We start from the raw sequence: 15,794 nt of genomic DNA, 5'->3' as shown, positions 1-15,794 counted from the left end.
GTGCGCGGCGGGCCCCTTTTCGCATAAAGTTGACGGCTGCCCAAATGCACGTCAGAAGGGGGCCTCGGTGGCCGCGCAGGATGCCGCTGTCGATTCGTTGCGGGACCGGGAAATCGGTGTCGAGCAGGAACATCTCGACCGTGTTTATCACCGCCTCGAAGAGAAGATCCACGAGGCGGAATTTCTCATGAACGACGCCGTCAAGCGCGGCCAGGTCGGTACCCCGGGAGCGCTCGCCGAGCGCGACGCCCAGGTCTTCCGGGCCGGGATCCACCTCAACCGGCTGAACAGCGAGTTCGAGGACTTCCTCTTCGGAAGGATCGATCTGCTGCCCGGCAAGGACGGCGAACGCGGCCCGGACGGCGCGTACACCTCCGTAGAGCCGGCCGACGACGCCGTACGCGACGACAATTCCGCCGACATCGCGGAGACGCTGCACATCGGCCGGATCGGAGTCCTCGACGCCGATTACGCGCCACTGGTCATCGACTGGCGCGCACCGGCCGCCGCACCGTTCTACCGGTCGACGCCGAAGGAGCCGGGCCGGGTGGTCCGCCGCCGGGTCATCCGCTCCAAGGGCCGCAGGGTCCTCGGCGTCGAGGACGACCTGATGCGCCCCGAGCTGACCGCGTACCTGGGCGGCGAAAAGCTCCCCGTCATCGGCGACGGCGCCCTGATGGCGGCGCTCGGGCAGGCCCGCAGCCACACCATGCGGGACATCGTCTCCTCCATCCAGGCCGAACAGGACCTGGTGATCAGGGCCCCCGCCGCGTCCGTCACCGAGGTCTCCGGCGGCCCCGGCACCGGCAAGACCGCCGTCGCCCTGCACCGTGCCGCGTACCTCCTCTACCAGGACCGGCGGCGCTACGCGGGCGGCATCCTCGTGGTCTCGCCGACCCCGCTCCTCGTCGCGTACACCGAAGGCGTGCTGCCGTCGCTGGGCGAGGAGGGGCAGGTCGCGATCCGCGCGGTCGGCTCACTCTCCGACGAGGCGGCCGGCGTCGAGGGCGCCACCACTTACGACGAACCCGCCGTCGCCCGGATCAAGGGCTCCTCCCGGATGCTCCAGGTCCTGCGCAAGGCGGCACGCGGCGCACTGGAACAGCCCGGCACTCCCCGCAGGGCGGCGAACCGGGACGGCCAGCTGTCCTTCGGCGACGAAGCCGAAGGAACCGGCGCAACCGGCGTGTCCGACGCAACCGGCCGAGCCGGTGAGCCCCCGGCCACCCCCACCCGCCTGCGGGTCGTCGCCTTCGGTGCCCGGGTCGAGCTGAACGCCGACGAACTGCACCGCATCCGGCAGTCCGTCCTCGGCGGCACCGCCCCGGTCAACCTGCTGCGCCCGCGCGCCCGCAGAATGCTCCTGGACGCCCTGTGGAACAAGTCCTCCGGCCGGGGCCGCTACACCGATCCCGAACTGGCCGCCGAGCTGCGCTCGTCCTTCGACGAGGACGTCTCCACCGAGGCCCCCTTCCTCGACTTCCTGAACGCCTGGTGGCCCGAACTCACCCCCCGCGGGGTGCTCGCCGCGATGGCCGACGAGAAGCGGCTCGGCCGCTGGGCGCGCCGGGTCCTCAACCAGGGCGAGGTGCGCCGCCTCACCCGCTCCCTGAAGCGGCTCGACAGAGAAGGGAACGGGCCGCTCTCGGTGCACGACGTGGCGATCCTCGACGAGTTGCAGATGCTGCTCGGCACCCCGTACCGGCCGAAGAAGAAGCGCGAACTCGACCCGCTGGACCAGCTCTCCGGTCTGGAGGAGCTCATGCCGCAGCGCGAGGAGACCCGGCGCGAGCGGGCCGAGCGGCTGGCCGCGGAGCGTACGGAGTACACGCATGTCATCGTCGACGAGGCGCAGGACCTCACGCCCATGCAGTGGCGCATGGTCGGCCGCCGCGGCCGGCACGCCACCTGGACGATCGTCGGAGACCCGGCGCAGTCCTCCTGGTCCGATCCGGACGAGGCCGCCCGGGCGCGCGACGAGGCGCTCGGCAACCGGCCGCGCCGCCGCTTCACCCTCACGGTCAACTACCGCAACCCGGCGGAGATCGCCGAGCTGGCCTCGAAGGTCCTGGCGCTCGCGATGCCCGGGATGGAGTCACCGGCCGCGGTCCGTTCCACGGGCGTGAAGCCGCGCTTCGCGACCGTACGGGACGGCGATCTGGCCGCCTCGGTGCGCGAGGAGGCGCGGCGGCTGCTGGCCGAGGTGGACGGCACGGTGGGCGTCGTCGTCGCGATGAACCGCCGGGCGCAGGCCCGCGACTGGCTCGACGGTCTCGGTGAGCGGGTGGTGGCGCTGGGCAGCCTGGAGGCGAAGGGCCTGGAGTACGACGCCACGGTGGTCGTCTCGCCCGCGGAGATCGCGGACGAGTCCCCGGCCGGTCTGCGGGTGCTGTACGTGGCGCTGACGCGTGCGACGCAGCAGCTCACGGTGGTCTCGGGGGAGCGGGACCTGCCCGACGAGGACGGCGTCCCGGACCTGCTGAGGGACTGACGCCGGGGCGGGGAGCGGAGGTACCACCGGGCGGACGGATTTCTGAATCCATCCGTCCCGCGGGAATCGCATCCCCGGGGTCTTTGTTAGCCTGGTGTCGGCACCGGCTCGATCCAAGCCCCCGGGCCCAACCTTCGTCGCTTCGAGCGACCACTTGCCGCGAGGCGAGCATGGCGGGTCGGTGCCGCTTGAACAAGAAGACAGACCCGCGTCACCTTCCGGTGGCGCGGGTCTGTTCTTGTTTACGGGACCACGGACTCCGGACCAGGTTCCGCGAACCTACGTACCTGCGAACCTCACGCACCCGGTCCGGTCGGACGTGGTCGGGGGTTCCGCTGAAGCGGCCTTCTCTCGTATGGTGGAAACTACTTTCCGAAACGCGGCACTCATTACCGGCTACCGGCCAGTAGGTGCGACGATCGGGAAGCGTGACCGAGGTGAGCGCCCCGGCCGCGCGGCAATGAAGCTAAGGAAAGCGAAGGACTCGGCCATGGCAACGGCGCCCAGCGTCTCGTACTCGATGACGGTCAGGCTGGAGGTGCCCGCGAGCGGCACAGCGGTCTCCCAGCTCACCACGGCCGTGGAGTCCTCCGGCGGTTCGGTCACCGGCCTCGATGTGACCGCCTCCGGCCACGAGAAGCTGCGGATCGACGTCACCATCGCCGCCACCTCCACCGCGCACGCGGACGAGATCGTCGAAAACCTGCGCGGCATCGAGGGTGTCGTGCTGGGCAAGGTCTCCGACCGTACGTTCCTGATGCACCTCGGCGGCAAGATCGAGATGGCGTCCAAGCACCCCATCCGCAACCGTGACGACCTCTCGATGATCTACACCCCGGGTGTGGCCCGGGTCTGCATGGCGATCGCCGAGAACCCCGAGGACGCCCGCCGGCTCACCATCAAGCGCAACTCCGTCGCAGTTGTGACGGACGGCTCCGCGGTGCTCGGCCTCGGCAACATCGGACCGATGGCCGCCCTGCCGGTGATGGAGGGCAAGGCGGCCCTCTTCAAGCGGTTCGCCGGCATCGACGCCTGGCCGATCTGCCTGGACACCCAGGACACCGACGCCATCGTCGAGATCGTCAAGGCGATCGCCCCCGGCTTCGCGGGCATCAACCTGGAGGACATCTCCGCCCCCCGCTGCTTCGAGATCGAGGCACGGCTGCGCGAGGCCCTCGACATCCCCGTCTTCCACGACGACCAGCACGGCACCGCGATCGTGGTCCTGGCCGCGCTGACCAACGCGCTGCGCGTGGTGGGCAAGGGGATCGGGGACGTACGGGTCGTCATGTCCGGCGCCGGAGCGGCCGGTACGGCCATCCTGAAGCTTCTCATCGCCGCGGGCGTCAAGCACGCCGTCGTCGCCGACATCCACGGCGTGGTGCACGCGGGCCGCGAGGATCTGGTCTCCGCCGACGCCGACTCGCCGCTGCGCTGGATCGCCGACAACACCAACCCCGAGTCCATCACCGGCACCCTCAAGGAGGCCGTGGTGGGCGCCGACGTCTTCATCGGCGTCTCCGCCCCGAACGTGCTGGACGGCACCGATGTCGCCGCCATGGCGGACGGTGCGATCGTGTTCGCGCTCGCGAATCCGGACCCCGAGGTGGACCCGGCAATCGCTCGCCAGTCGGCGGCAGTTGTCGCCACCGGCCGCTCCGACTTCCCGAACCAGATCAACAACGTGCTGGTCTTCCCGGGCGTCTTCCGCGGCCTGCTGGACGCCCAGTCCCGCACCGTCAACACGGAGATGATGCTCGCCGCGGCGGGCGCCCTCGCCGAGACCGTCGCCGAGGACGAACTGAACGCGAACTACATCATCCCGTCGGTCTTCAACGACAGGGTCGCGGGAGCGGTCGCCGGTGCGGTCCGCGACGCGGCGAAGACCGCGGGCGGCGGCGCGGCAGGCGCCGGCTTGGCCTGAGCTACGGCGCGTCGCGGGTCGCGGCGCCCCAAACGCCCCTTTAGGGTGGGCGGGCGGCGCGTCCCGCAGAGCCCCGCATCCGCTGCGGACTGCTTTCGGGGAGTCGACGGAACGTCACCACGACGAGGCGAGGGTGCTTTTCGTGTGACTCCGGAGGGTGCCGGATTGGCGTTACCGCCGCAGGTGGGGGCAGGATGCGTAATCGGGCGCGAGGGTCTGAAGACAGACCCGGGTCCGGGGACTGTCCGAGGGCCCTGGCAGCATCGGCTTCGATCTCACGCCTCACAGGCAAGAAGAACACGGGAGTAACAACATGAACCGCAGTGAGCTGGTGGCCGCCCTGGCCGACCGCGCCGAGGTGACTCGCAAGGACGCCGACGCCGTGCTGGCCGCCCTCGCCGAGACCGTCGGTGAGATCGTCGCCAAGGGCGACGAGAAGGTCACCATCCCCGGCTTCCTGACCTTCGAGCGCACCCACCGTGCCGCTCGCACCGCTCGTAACCCGCAGACCGGCGACCCGATCAACATCCCGGCCGGCTACAGCGTGAAGGTCTCCGCGGGCTCCAAGCTCAAGGAAGCCGCCAAGGGCAAGTAAGCCCCACAGGCGCGACGAAGGGCGGTCACCCGACCAGGGTGACCGCCCTTCCGTGTACCGGCGCGAGAGGGCCCGTTCCGGGCCTCTACCGGCCTCGCCGAGCGGACCCCTCCGGCCTCCGCGCCGTTCCGTGGCCGACCGAACGGCGAACGGGGGCCCGGGACAACGGTCCCGAACCCCCGTCAGCAGCCCTGGGACCGCCTGTTTCAGACCAGCGCGCCGCCCGGCAGCTCCACCTTCGCGCCGAGCTTCTCCAGCTTCTCCATGAAGTTCTCGTAGCCGCGGTTGATCAGGTCGATGCCGTGCACCCGCGACGTGCCCTGCGCCGCCAGCGCGGCGATCAGGTACGAGAAACCGCCGCGCAGGTCCGGGATGACCAGATCCGCGCCCTGCAGCTTCGTCGGCCCGGACACGACCGCCGAGTGCAGGAAGTTCCGCTGACCGAAGCGGCAGTCGGAGCCGCCCAGGCACTCGCGGTAGAGCTGGATGTGCGCGCCCATCTGGTTCAGCGCGGAGGTGAAACCGAGCCGGGACTCGTACACCGTCTCGTGGACGATGGACAGGCCCGAGGCCTGCGTCAGGGCCACGACCAGCGGCTGCTGCCAGTCGGTCTGGAAACCGGGGTGCACGTCCGTCTCCAGGGCGATGGCGTTCAGCGCGCCGCCCGGGTGCCAGAAGCGGATGCCCTCGTCGTCGATCTCGAACGCCCCGCCGACCCGGCGGAAGGTGTTCAGGAACGTCATCATCGAGCGCTGCTGTGCGCCCCGTACGTAGATGTTGCCCTCGGTGGCCAGCGCCGCGGACGCCCAGGAGGCCGCCTCCAGACGGTCCGGGATGGCCCGGTGCGTATAACCGTCCAGCCGGTCGACACCGGTGATCCGGATCGTCCGGTCGGTGTCCATCGAGATGATCGCGCCCATCTTCTGCAGTACGCAGATGAGGTCCTCGATCTCCGGCTCCACGGCCGCGTTCGACAGCTCGGTGACGCCCTCGGCGAGCACCGCCGTCAGCAGCACCTGCTCGGTGGAGCCCACGGACGGGTACGGCAGCCGGATCTTCGTACCGCGCAGCCGCTGCGGGGCCTCCAGATACTGGCCGTCCGCCCGCTTCTCGATCGTCGCGCCGAACCGCCGCAGCACGTCGAAGTGGAAGTCGATCGGCCGGCCGCCGATGTCACAGCCGCCGAGCCCCGGAATGAACGCGTGGCCCAGCCGGTGCAGCAGCGGGCCGCAGAAGAGGATCGGGATGCGCGACGAGCCCGCGTGGGCATCGATGTCGGCGACATTGGCGCTCTCGACATGGGTCGGGTCCAGAATCAGCTCGCCCGGTTCGTCACCCGGCCGGACCGTCACACCGTGCAGCTGCAGCAGCCCCCGCACCACCCGCACGTCGCGGATGTCGGGCACATTGCGCAGCCGGCTGGGCCCGCTGCCGAGCAGCGCGGCGACCATTGCCTTCGGCACCAGGTTCTTGGCGCCTCTGACGCGGATCTCGCCCTCCAGCGGGGTTCCGCCGTGGACAAGCAGGACATCGTCTGTGCCGGTCATGAATCTCGCGTTCCGGAGTGGTCGGGCAGGGGGCCAACCGAAAGGGTAATGGCCCACCGCCCCCCTTCCGTAAGAGGACGGGGGGTGCGCGAACGTCATGAATCCGCCACAACACGCTCTGCTGCCCGACTCTTGCGGAGCGTTACCGTCCGCAAAGCCACCCGGGCGGTGCGCTCCCCGTGCGTCCGTGCGCCCTGAGCTGCGCCCTGAGCTGCGCCCTGAGCTGCGCCCCGAGCCGTGCTCGGCTCTTTCGGTGACCGGGCGGCCCACTTGGTCTCCGTGGAGACCGAAGATGCGGGATCATTTCTGCCATGACCGAGGTGTCCTCGCTCACAGGGCGACTGCTCGTGGCCACACCCGCGCTCGCGGACCCGAATTTCGACCGCGCGGTGGTGCTGCTCCTCGACCACGACGAGGAGGGCTCGCTCGGCGTGGTCCTGAACCGCCCGACCCCCGTCGGCGTCGGTGACGTCCTCATGTCCTGGGCCGGTCTGACCGGCGAACCGGGTGTCGTCTTCCAGGGCGGCCCGGTCTCGCTCGACTCGGCGCTCGGTGTGGCCGTCATCCCCGGCGACGAGGGCCCTCTCGGCTGGCGCCGGGTGTACGGGGCGATCGGCCTGGTCGACCTGGAGGCCCCGCCGGAGCTGCTGGCCGCGGCGCTGGGCTCGCTGCGGATCTTCGCCGGATACGCCGGCTGGGGCCCCGGACAGCTGGAGAAGGAACTGGCCGAGGGCGCCTGGTACGTCGTCGAGTCCGAGCCCGGAGACGTCTCCTCCCCGCGTCCGGAGCACCTCTGGCGGGCGGTCCTGCGCCGCCAGCGCAGCGAACTGGCGATGATCGCCACCTATCCGGACGACCCTTCGCTGAACTGATGGTCCCGGCCTTCAGTACCCTTGGGGTCCATGAGCACTCTTGAGCCCGAGCGCGGGGCAGGTACGGGCACCCTCGTAGAGCCGACACCACAGGTGTCGAACGGCGACGGCGACCACGAGCGCTACGCCCATTACGTCCAGAAGGACAAGATCATGGCGAGCGCCCTGGAGGGCACTCCCGTGGTCGCACTGTGCGGCAAGGTCTGGGTACCGGGTCGCGACCCGAAGAAGTATCCGGTCTGTCCCATGTGCAAGGAGATCTACGAGTCCATGGGTGCCGGTGGCGACAAGGGCAAGGACGGCAACGACAAGAAGTAGTCCGGCGCCGATCGGCCACCATTGCTTCTGGCCCCCGGGGCGCGCGTTGATGCGCGCCCCGGGGGCCTTTTGCGTATGCCCTGGGCGTGATGCTGGTCTGCCGCGCTCGTCGTTCTCGGACTTCCTGGTTGATCTCCTTGTATCGCGTCGCGTCGGCATGATGGGAGTGATCACATCTCGATGGTTTCTGGCGGAAGTGGTCATGTGAACGTGCAGGCCGTGGTCATGGCCGAGGCAGTTCCGGGCATTGGTGTTCAGGTTCGTCGGAGTTTCGTAGACCAGTGTTGGTTTCGTGTTCATGAGCGAACAGGCAGGGGTGAAGCGGCAGTTCGGGCATCGTGCCCGGCTTGCGCTGACCTCTGCGCAGGTCCTGCCCATGGACGACCAGGCGCACGCCGCACGCGCCACGTGGAATCTCCTTCATGACTGGTGGACCATGCTTCCCGGGCGCCGCAGATCTCTCGCGGCGGCGGACGCCGCGATCCGCGAGGCCTGCAAGGAAATCGACTGGCTGGCGGTGCTCCCGGCGCAGGCCGCCCAGGCGGTGCTGAAGACGTACTACCGGGCGTGGATCAACTGCTGGGAGGGCCGGACCGACGCCCCGGCCTTCAAGGCCCGATTCCGGTCGGCGATGTCCGTGGACATTCCCCAGGGCCGGGACCTGAATATCGTCCGCGTGCACCGCCGATGGGCATGGCCGACATCCCCAAGATCGGTCGTGTCCGCTTCCGCTGGACCAAAGACCTCCCGGTTGGCAAGCGAGCCGACCGGTTGGCAAGCGAGCCGATAAGGACAACCGGATCACTGGGATGATGGCAGCCTCGACGGTGATGACCACCCCGTGCTGGTCTTCTTCGTACTCGTACAGCGACGTCTGGTCCCGGGACTGGGCGGAGCGGTTAAGGACTGACGTCATGGACATGGAACTGATCCCGGCGCCGGTGCACGTCGGTGCAGTCGGTGACGAGGGACCGGGCGCCTTCCCGCTGGACCCCTCCACCACCATCACGGCGGCCCCCGGCACCGAGAACACCGAACGCTGGCTGCGCTCCACCCTCGGCGCCGCCTTCGGCCTGCCGCTCGCCCCGCCGACGGCTGTCGAGGGTGGCGAGGGCGCCGCGAACACCATCCGGCTGCGCATCGACCCGGCCCTGGACCCCGAGGGCTACCGGCTGGGCGCAGGGCCCACCGGCGTCGAGATCGCCGGAGGAAGCGCCGCCGGAGTCTTCTGGGGCGCGCAGACCCTCCGTCAGCTCCTGGGGCCCGCAGCCTTCCGCCGCGCGCCCGTCAACCCCGGCAGCAGGCCCGCCGTCCCCTTCACGGACATCGAGGACAGCCCCCGCTTCCCCTGGCGCGGCATGATGCTCGACGTGGCGCGGCACTTCCTGCCCAAGGACGACGTCCTGCGCTATCTCGACCTTCTCGCCGCGCACAAGCTGAACGTCTTCCACTTCCACCTCACCGACGACCAGGGCTGGCGCATCGAGATCAAGCGCTACCCGCGGCTCACCGAGGTCGGCTCCTGGCGGTCCCGTACCAAGCACGGCCACCGGGCCTCCGAGCTCTGGGACGAGACCCCGCACGGCGGTTACTACACGCAGGACGACATCCGCGAGATCGTCGCGTACGCCACCGAGCGGCATATCCGGGTCGTTCCCGAGATCGACATCCCGGGCCACTCGCAGGCCGCCATCGCCGCGTACCCCGAACTGGGCAACACCGACGTCATCGACACCACCACCCTCTCCGTCTGGGACACCTGGGGCATCAACGCCAACGTACTCGCCCCCACTGACAACACCCTTCGCTTCTTCGAGGGCGTCCTCGAAGAGGTCCTGGCACTCTTCCCCGCCGCCACCTCGCCGTTCATCCACATCGGCGGCGACGAGTGCCGCAAGGACCAGTGGAAGGAGTCCCCGGCCGCCCAGGCCCGGATCGACGAATTCGGCCTGGCCGACGAGGACGAGCTGCAGTCCTGGGTCATCCGGCACTTCGACACCTGGCTCACCGCCCGCGGCCGCCGGCTCATCGGCTGGGACGAGATCCTCGAAGGCGGCCTCCCGGCGGGCGCCGCCGTGTCGTCCTGGCGGGGTTACGGGGGAGGCATCGCCGCCGCCGAGGCCGGCCACGACGTGGTGATGTGCCCGGAGCAGCACGTGTACCTGGACCACCGTCAGGACGGCGGCCCCGACGAGCCGATGCCCATCGGCTTCATCCGCACCCTGGAGGACGTCTATCGCTTCGAACCCGTACCCCCGGGCCTCTCCGAGGAGGCGGCCCGTCACATCCTCGGCACCCAGGCCAATGTCTGGACCGAGGTCATGCAGAACCGGTCCCGCGTCGACTACCAGGTCTTCCCGCGCCTCGCGGCGTTCGCCGAGGTCGCCTGGTCGCCCCTGCCCGCCTCCGCCGACCGTGACTTCGCGGACTTCGAACGGCGAATGACCGCGCACTACGCCCGGCTCGACGCCCTCGGCGTCGACTACCGGCCGCCGAGCGGCCCGTTGCCCCGGCAGCAGCGCCCGGGGGTCCTCGGACGCCCCCTTGAGGGGCCGCCCCCGAACGTGTGATTCCGGCCGCGCTCCGGGGCCGGCCGTCACGCTCCCCGGGAGTGTGACGGCCGGCGGTCATTGTCCGGAACGGGCATCCGCAAACGCACAGCCGGAACGGAACAACCCACCCAGGGCTCGCCGAAGAGTGGCAATTCGCACTCTGCGCCGAAGTGGGTCGAACCAGGATCATCCCCCTGATAGGGAACGGATATGCCCTTCGCGGACCCTCGCGTCGGTCCGATCGGAAGATGTGCCAGAGTTGCCACGTCCAGGCTTTGAGCACGTACCGTACGGCGAAACGAGCCGGACAGCCGGGACACCGGGAAGGGGCAGCTGGGTTGACCACGCACGCACCGCAGGCGACGCAGTCCGTGACGCTGCCGGCCTCGCTCGACGAGGCCGTGGCGGCACTCGGCGCCATGCCTGCAGCCGTTCCTGTGGCGGGTGGGACGGACCTGATGTCGGCCGTCAACAAGGGGCTGCTGCGCCCCTCGGGACTGGTCGGCCTCGGCCGGATCAGCGAGCTCCGCGGCTGGCACTACCAGGACGGTCACGCCCTGCTCGGCGCCGGACTCACCCACGCACGCATGGGGCGGCCCGACTTCGCCGCCCTCATCCCCGCCCTGGCCGCGTCCGCGCGCGCCGCGGGCCCGCCCCAGATCCGTAACGCCGGAACGCTCGGCGGCAACATCGCCACCGCGGCCCCGACCGGCGATGCCCTGCCGGTGCTCGCCGCCCTGGAGGCCGAGCTCGTCATCGCGGGCCCGGGCGGCGCCCGCCGCGAGATCCCGGTCTCGCACCTGCTGGCCGGCCGCGACATGCTCGAACCCGCCGAACTGATCGGCTTCGTCCGCGTACCGCTGCTGCACGCGCCCCAGGTCTTCCTGAAGGCCACCGGCCGCACCGGTCCCGGCCGCGCGACCGCGTCCGTCGCGATCGTGCTCGACCCGGCCCGGCGCGGGGTGCGCTGCGCGGTCGGTGCCATCGCGCCGATGCCGCTGCGGCCGCTGGAGGCCGAACGCTGGATCGCCTCACTGATCGACTGGGACGGCGAACGGGGCCTGGCACCGGACGCGCTGGCCGCCTTCGGCGAGTACGTCGCCGCGGCCTGCATCCCGGACCAGGCACCGCCCGACGACGGGGGAGAGGCGCCACCGTTGCCCCCCGCCGTACTGCATCTGCGGCGCACCGTCGCCGCGCTGGCCCGACGCGCGCTGGGGAGGGCACTGTCGTGAGCAACGAGGACCACAACGAACAGCACGGGCAGCGGGAGCAGCCGCAGCACGGGGGCTGGCAGCCGACGCCGCAGGGTGGCGAGTACGACGCCGAGGCGACCGCCTTCGTCCACCTGCCGCCGGAGGACCTGGCGAACATCCCGCTGGCCGCGCCCGGCCAGGGCTACGTACCGCCGATGATCCTGCCGCTGACACCCGCGGCCGGTCTCGACCCGGCGGCCACGGGCAGCTGGGTCGTACAGACGCAGAGCCAGCAGGAGCGGGCCACGGAACCGGAGCAGCTGGCCCCCGGCGCGGTGCACTGGCCGGACCCGAACCAGCAGCAGACGCAGTACGGGTACGAGTACCCGCAGCAGGAGCAGTACCGGGAGACGCCGGCCGCGACGGGCCAGTGGAACGTCACGGAGCCCAACGAGTTCGCCCAGCATGCCGACCACACCGCCCACGTCGACCACGGCGTGCAGCCCGACCGCGGCGGTCACACCGGCCACGGCGTGCAGCCCGGCAAAGTCGACCACAGCGACCACGGCGTGCAGCCCGGCCACGTCGACCACGGTGACCACGGCGTGCAGCCCGACCACGGCGGTCACACCGACCACACCGGCCACACCGGTCAGTGGACGATTCCGGTCGCCGACGGTGACCTCCCGGAGGAGTCCGGCGAGTTCGCGGCCTCGGCGCCGGCCTCCCAGTGGTACGCGGACCGGACTCCACCGGCCACGCTGCCGGGCGGTGCGCCCGCACCGTGGGCGACACAGCAGCCGGTCGCGGAGCCGGAGCCCGCGCCTGAGCCTGCGGTGGAGCCGGCACCCGGAGCGGACATCGAGCCGGAACACGCGCCGGGAGCCGATTTCGCGCCTGCCGCGGAGCCCGCGGCGGAGCTCTCCGAGGCGTACTCCCCATTGCCCTCCGTGGCGTACGAGGACACTCTCCGGGCCCCCGAGGCACCGGCACCGGAGACGGCCGCCGAGGACGGCCCCGTACCGGCGGCCGGAGACACGGGAGACACGGGAGACACCTCCGTTCCCGGAGCGGACCTCGCGCAGGCCCCGGCCCCCCGCACCGCCGTATCGGAGGACGCCCCGGCCGAGCACCCTGCCGAGCAGTCGCCGCCCGACACGCCACTGCCGAACACCCCGCTGGAAGCCCCACCACTCGAAGCCGAGCTCCCCGAAGAGCAACTCCCCGAGCCCCGGCCCTCCGAGTCCCAGCCCCTCGGTGTCCAGCCCCCCGATACCCACCCCGTCGACGTCCCCAGCGAGCACCCGGCCGCCTCCTACGTCCTGCATGTGAACGGCGCCGACCGCCCCGTCACCGACGCCTGGATCGGCGAGTCGCTCCTCTACGTGCTGCGCGAGCGCCTCGGCCTCGCCGGTGCCAAGGACGGCTGCTCGCAGGGTGAGTGCGGTGCCTGCAACGTCCAGGTGGACGGCCGGCTGGTCGCCTCCTGTCTGGTCCCGGCGGCGACCGCGGCCGGCAGCGAGGTCCGTACGGTCGAGGGCCTGGCCGTGGACGGCGAGCCGTCCGACGTCCAGCGCGCCCTCGCCAAGTGCGGCGCGGTCCAGTGCGGTTTCTGCATTCCCGGCATGGCGATGACCGTCCACGACCTGCTGGAGGGCAACCACGCCCCCAGCGAACTGGAGACGCGCCAGGCGCTCTGCGGCAACCTCTGCCGCTGCTCCGGCTACCGGGGTGTCCTCGACGCCGTGAACGAGGTCATCGCGGGCCGCGAGGCAAGCGCCGACCCGGCAGCCTCGTCGGACTCCTCGTCCCCGGAGTCCGACGAGGCCCGCATTCCCCACCAGGCGGCCCCGGGCGCCGGCAGGGTACAGCCGTACTCGCAGGACGGAGGCATGGCGTGAGCAACGACGCGGCCACCGCGGCCAACGCGACCAGCACACGGATCACCACCCCGGCGGCCGAAGGACCCGACGCCGAGCCGACCGCGCTCGGCCTGGGCCTCTCTCTCCTGCCCGCCGACGCGCGTGCGAAGACCGAGGGCACCTTCCCGTACGCCGCCGACCTCTGGGCCGAGGGCCTGCTGTGGGCGGCCGTACTCCGTTCCCCGCACCCGCACGCCCGCATCCTGTCCATCGACACCTCGGGCGCCGTCGAGATGCCGGGGGTACGGGCCGTCGTCACGCACGAGGACGTCCCCGGGGAGAGTGTGTACGGGCGCAAGGTCGTCGACCGCCCGGTCTTCGCCTCCGACCTGGTCCGCCACCACGGCGAGCCGATCGCCGCGGTCGCCGCCGACCACCCCGACACGGCGCGTCTCGCCGCCGCGGCCATCGCCGTCGAGTACGAGGTGCTCGAACCGGTCACGGACCCGGAGAAGGCCTTCGCCGCCGAACCGCTGCACCCCGACGGCAATCTGATCCGCCACATCCCGCTGCGTTACGGCGACCCGGAGGCCACCGGCGAGGTCGTCGTCGAGGGCCTCTACCGCATCGGCCGCCAGGACCCGGCCCCGATCGGCGCCGAGGCCGGGCTCGCCGTGCCCCGCCCCGACGGCGGCGTGGAGATCTACACCGCCTCCACCGACCCGCACACCGACCGCGATCTCGCCGCCGCCTGCTTCGGCCTCGAACCGGACCGGGTGAAGGTCGTCGTCACCGGCGTCCCCGGCGCCACCGGCGACCGCGAGGATCCCGGCTTCCAGTTGCCGCTGGGGCTGCTCGCGCTGCGTACCGGCTGCCCGGTCAAACTGGCCGCCACCCGCGAGGAGTCCTTCCTCGGCCACGCCCACCGCCACCCCTCGCTCCTGCGCTACCGCCACCACGCGGACGCCGAGGGCCGGCTGGTGAAGGTCGAGGCACAGATCCTGCTCGACGCGGGCGCGTACGCCGACGCCTCGGCCGAGTCGCTGGCCGCGGCGGTCGCGTTCGCCTGCGGCCCGTACGTCGTCCCGCACGCCTTCATCGAGGGCTGGGCGGTCCGTACGAACAACCCGCCGTCGGGCCATGTGCGCGGCGAGGGCGCGATGCAGGTCTGCGCGGCGTACGAGGGCCAGATGGACAAGCTGGCCGCCAAGCTCGGCATCGACCCGGCCGAGCTGCGCCTGCGCAACGCCCTGTCCACCGGTGACATCCTGCCGACGAGCCAGACGGTGACCTGCCCGGCACCGGTGTCCGAACTGCTCACCGCCGTGCGGGACTTCCCGCTCCCCTCTCTCCCCAAGGACGCCCCGGAGGACGACTGGCTGCTCCCCGGCGGCCCGGAGGGCGCGGGCGAACCCGGCGCGGTGCGCCGCGGCGTCGGCTACGCGCTCGGCATGGTCCACATGCTCGGCGCGGAGGGCGCCGACGAGGTCTCCACGGCCACGGTCCGGGTCCACGACGGCATCGCCACGGTCATCTGCGCCGCGGTCGAAACGGGTCAGGGCTTCTCGACCCTGGCCCGCCAGGTGGTCCAGGAGACGCTGGGCATCGAAGAGGTCCACGTGGCGTCCGTCGACACCGACCAGCCCCCGGCGGGCCCGGCGACGCACGGCCGCCACACCTGGGTCTCGGCCGGAGCGGTGGAACGCGCGGCCAAGATGGTCCGTACGCAGCTGCTCCAGCCCCTGGCCCACAAGTTCGGCATGTCCACGGAGCTGCTGCAGATCTCCGGCGGCAAGATCACCTCGTACGACGGGGTGCTGTCCACGACGGTCACGGAGGCGATGGACGGCAAGGAACTCTGGGCCACCGCCCAGTGCCGCCCCCACCCGACCGAGCCCCTGGACGAGTCGGGCCAGGGCGACGCCTTCGTCGGCCTCGCCTTCTGCGCGATCCGCGCGGTGGTGGACGTCGACATCGAACTCGGCTCCGTACGGGTCGTCGAGATGGCGATCGCCCAGGACGTCGGCCGGGTCCTCAACCCGTCCCAGCTCGCGACCCGTATCGAGGCGGGCATCACCCAGGGCATCGGCGCCGCCCTCACCGAGAACCTCCGCAGCGCCCGCGGCCTGATCCGCCACCCCGACCTCACCGGCTACGCGCTGCCGACCTCCCTGGACGCACCGGACATCCGCATCGTCAAACTCATCGAAGAACGCGACGTGGTGGCCCCCTTCGGAGCCAAGCCCGCTTCCGCGATCCCCGTGGTGACCTCCCCCGCAGCAGTGGCCGCAGCAGTACGATCCGCCACCGGCCGCCCGATCAACCGCCTCCCCATCAGGCCCCAGGCGGCGGTGGCAGCCTCCAAGTCCTGAGCCCTGTACGGATGGCGGTCTCCGGGTTGCGGGTGCGACCCGGAGACCGCATCGGTTCCGGTGCC

General features: G+C 71.2%; 10 protein-coding genes and 2 pseudogenes. 11 read left to right on the top strand and 1 reads right to left on the bottom strand.

Translation table 11 applies throughout. From position 1 onward, the window contains the following. Window positions 1-67 precede the first annotated feature (67 nt). The 3 genes from ACFVV1_RS11625 to ACFVV1_RS11615 all read left to right on the top strand — a co-directional run bounded on the left by ACFVV1_RS11625 (window position 68) and on the right by ACFVV1_RS11615 (window position 5,010). Window positions 68-2,491: a HelD family protein gene (locus tag ACFVV1_RS11625; protein WP_389988117.1), complete on the top strand. Its 2,424-nt coding sequence runs from the start codon at window positions 68-70 to the stop codon at window positions 2,489-2,491. Window positions 2,492-2,981: 490 nt separating this feature from the next. Then, entirely contained in the window at window positions 2,982-4,415 is a 1,434-nt protein-coding gene (locus ACFVV1_RS11620) for an NAD-dependent malic enzyme (RefSeq protein WP_389988114.1), read from the top strand. 313 nt (window positions 4,416-4,728) lie between these two features. Continuing rightward, entirely contained in the window at window positions 4,729-5,010 is a 282-nt protein-coding gene (locus tag ACFVV1_RS11615) for an HU family DNA-binding protein (protein WP_003968811.1), read from the top strand. Between the two features lie 206 nt (window positions 5,011-5,216). On the opposite strand, the gene murA is transcribed toward ACFVV1_RS11615, so the two are convergent. Beyond that, window positions 5,217-6,557: a UDP-N-acetylglucosamine 1-carboxyvinyltransferase gene (murA, locus tag ACFVV1_RS11610; RefSeq protein ID WP_389988111.1), complete on the bottom strand. Its 1,341-nt coding sequence runs from the start codon at window positions 6,555-6,557 to the stop codon at window positions 5,217-5,219. A 311-nt stretch (window positions 6,558-6,868) separates the two neighbouring features. On the opposite strand from murA, the gene ACFVV1_RS11605 reads away from it, so the two are divergent. The 8 genes and pseudogenes from ACFVV1_RS11605 to ACFVV1_RS11570 all read left to right on the top strand — a co-directional run bounded on the left by ACFVV1_RS11605 (window position 6,869) and on the right by ACFVV1_RS11570 (window position 15,729). Continuing rightward, window positions 6,869-7,429, top strand: coding sequence for a YqgE/AlgH family protein (locus ACFVV1_RS11605; RefSeq protein WP_389988108.1), 561 nt, complete (start codon window positions 6,869-6,871; stop codon window positions 7,427-7,429). Window positions 7,430-7,459: 30 nt separating this feature from the next. Then, window positions 7,460-7,747, top strand: coding sequence for a DUF3039 domain-containing protein (locus ACFVV1_RS11600; protein ID WP_389988105.1), 288 nt, complete (start codon window positions 7,460-7,462; stop codon window positions 7,745-7,747). Window positions 7,748-8,045: 298 nt separating this feature from the next. Then, window positions 8,046-8,518: pseudogene (locus ACFVV1_RS11595) on the top strand (RNA-guided endonuclease TnpB family protein); the annotation flags it as partial. Window positions 8,519-8,550: 32 nt separating this feature from the next. Continuing rightward, window positions 8,551-8,657, top strand: a pseudogene (locus ACFVV1_RS11590) (carbohydrate ABC transporter permease); the annotation flags it as partial. Window positions 8,658-8,661: 4 nt separating this feature from the next. Then, window positions 8,662-10,317 carry a beta-N-acetylhexosaminidase gene (locus ACFVV1_RS11585; protein ID WP_389988102.1) on the top strand — a complete coding sequence of 552 codons (1,656 nt, stop codon included), beginning with the start codon at window positions 8,662-8,664 and terminating at the stop codon, window positions 10,315-10,317. A 320-nt stretch (window positions 10,318-10,637) separates the two neighbouring features. Then, window positions 10,638-11,534, top strand: coding sequence for an FAD binding domain-containing protein (locus ACFVV1_RS11580; protein WP_389988099.1), 897 nt, complete (start codon window positions 10,638-10,640; stop codon window positions 11,532-11,534). Then, window positions 11,531-13,396, top strand: coding sequence for a 2Fe-2S iron-sulfur cluster-binding protein (locus ACFVV1_RS11575; RefSeq protein WP_389988096.1), 1,866 nt, complete (start codon window positions 11,531-11,533; stop codon window positions 13,394-13,396). Before ACFVV1_RS11580 ends, ACFVV1_RS11575 begins: the two co-directional genes overlap by 4 nt. Beyond that, window positions 13,393-15,729, top strand: a complete 2,337-nt coding sequence (locus ACFVV1_RS11570; RefSeq protein WP_389988093.1) for a xanthine dehydrogenase family protein molybdopterin-binding subunit — start codon at window positions 13,393-13,395, stop codon at window positions 15,727-15,729. The genes ACFVV1_RS11575 and ACFVV1_RS11570 overlap by 4 nt, the downstream gene beginning before the upstream one ends. The last annotated feature ends 65 nt before the right edge of the window (window positions 15,730-15,794 follow it).

The sequence above is a fragment of the Streptomyces sp. NPDC058092 genome, from assembly GCF_042884935.1.
Lineage (GTDB): Bacteria > Actinomycetota > Actinomycetes > Streptomycetales > Streptomycetaceae > Streptomyces.
The sequence above is the reverse complement of the archived record's forward strand: the minus strand, read 5'-3'. Positions and strand labels throughout refer to the sequence as shown.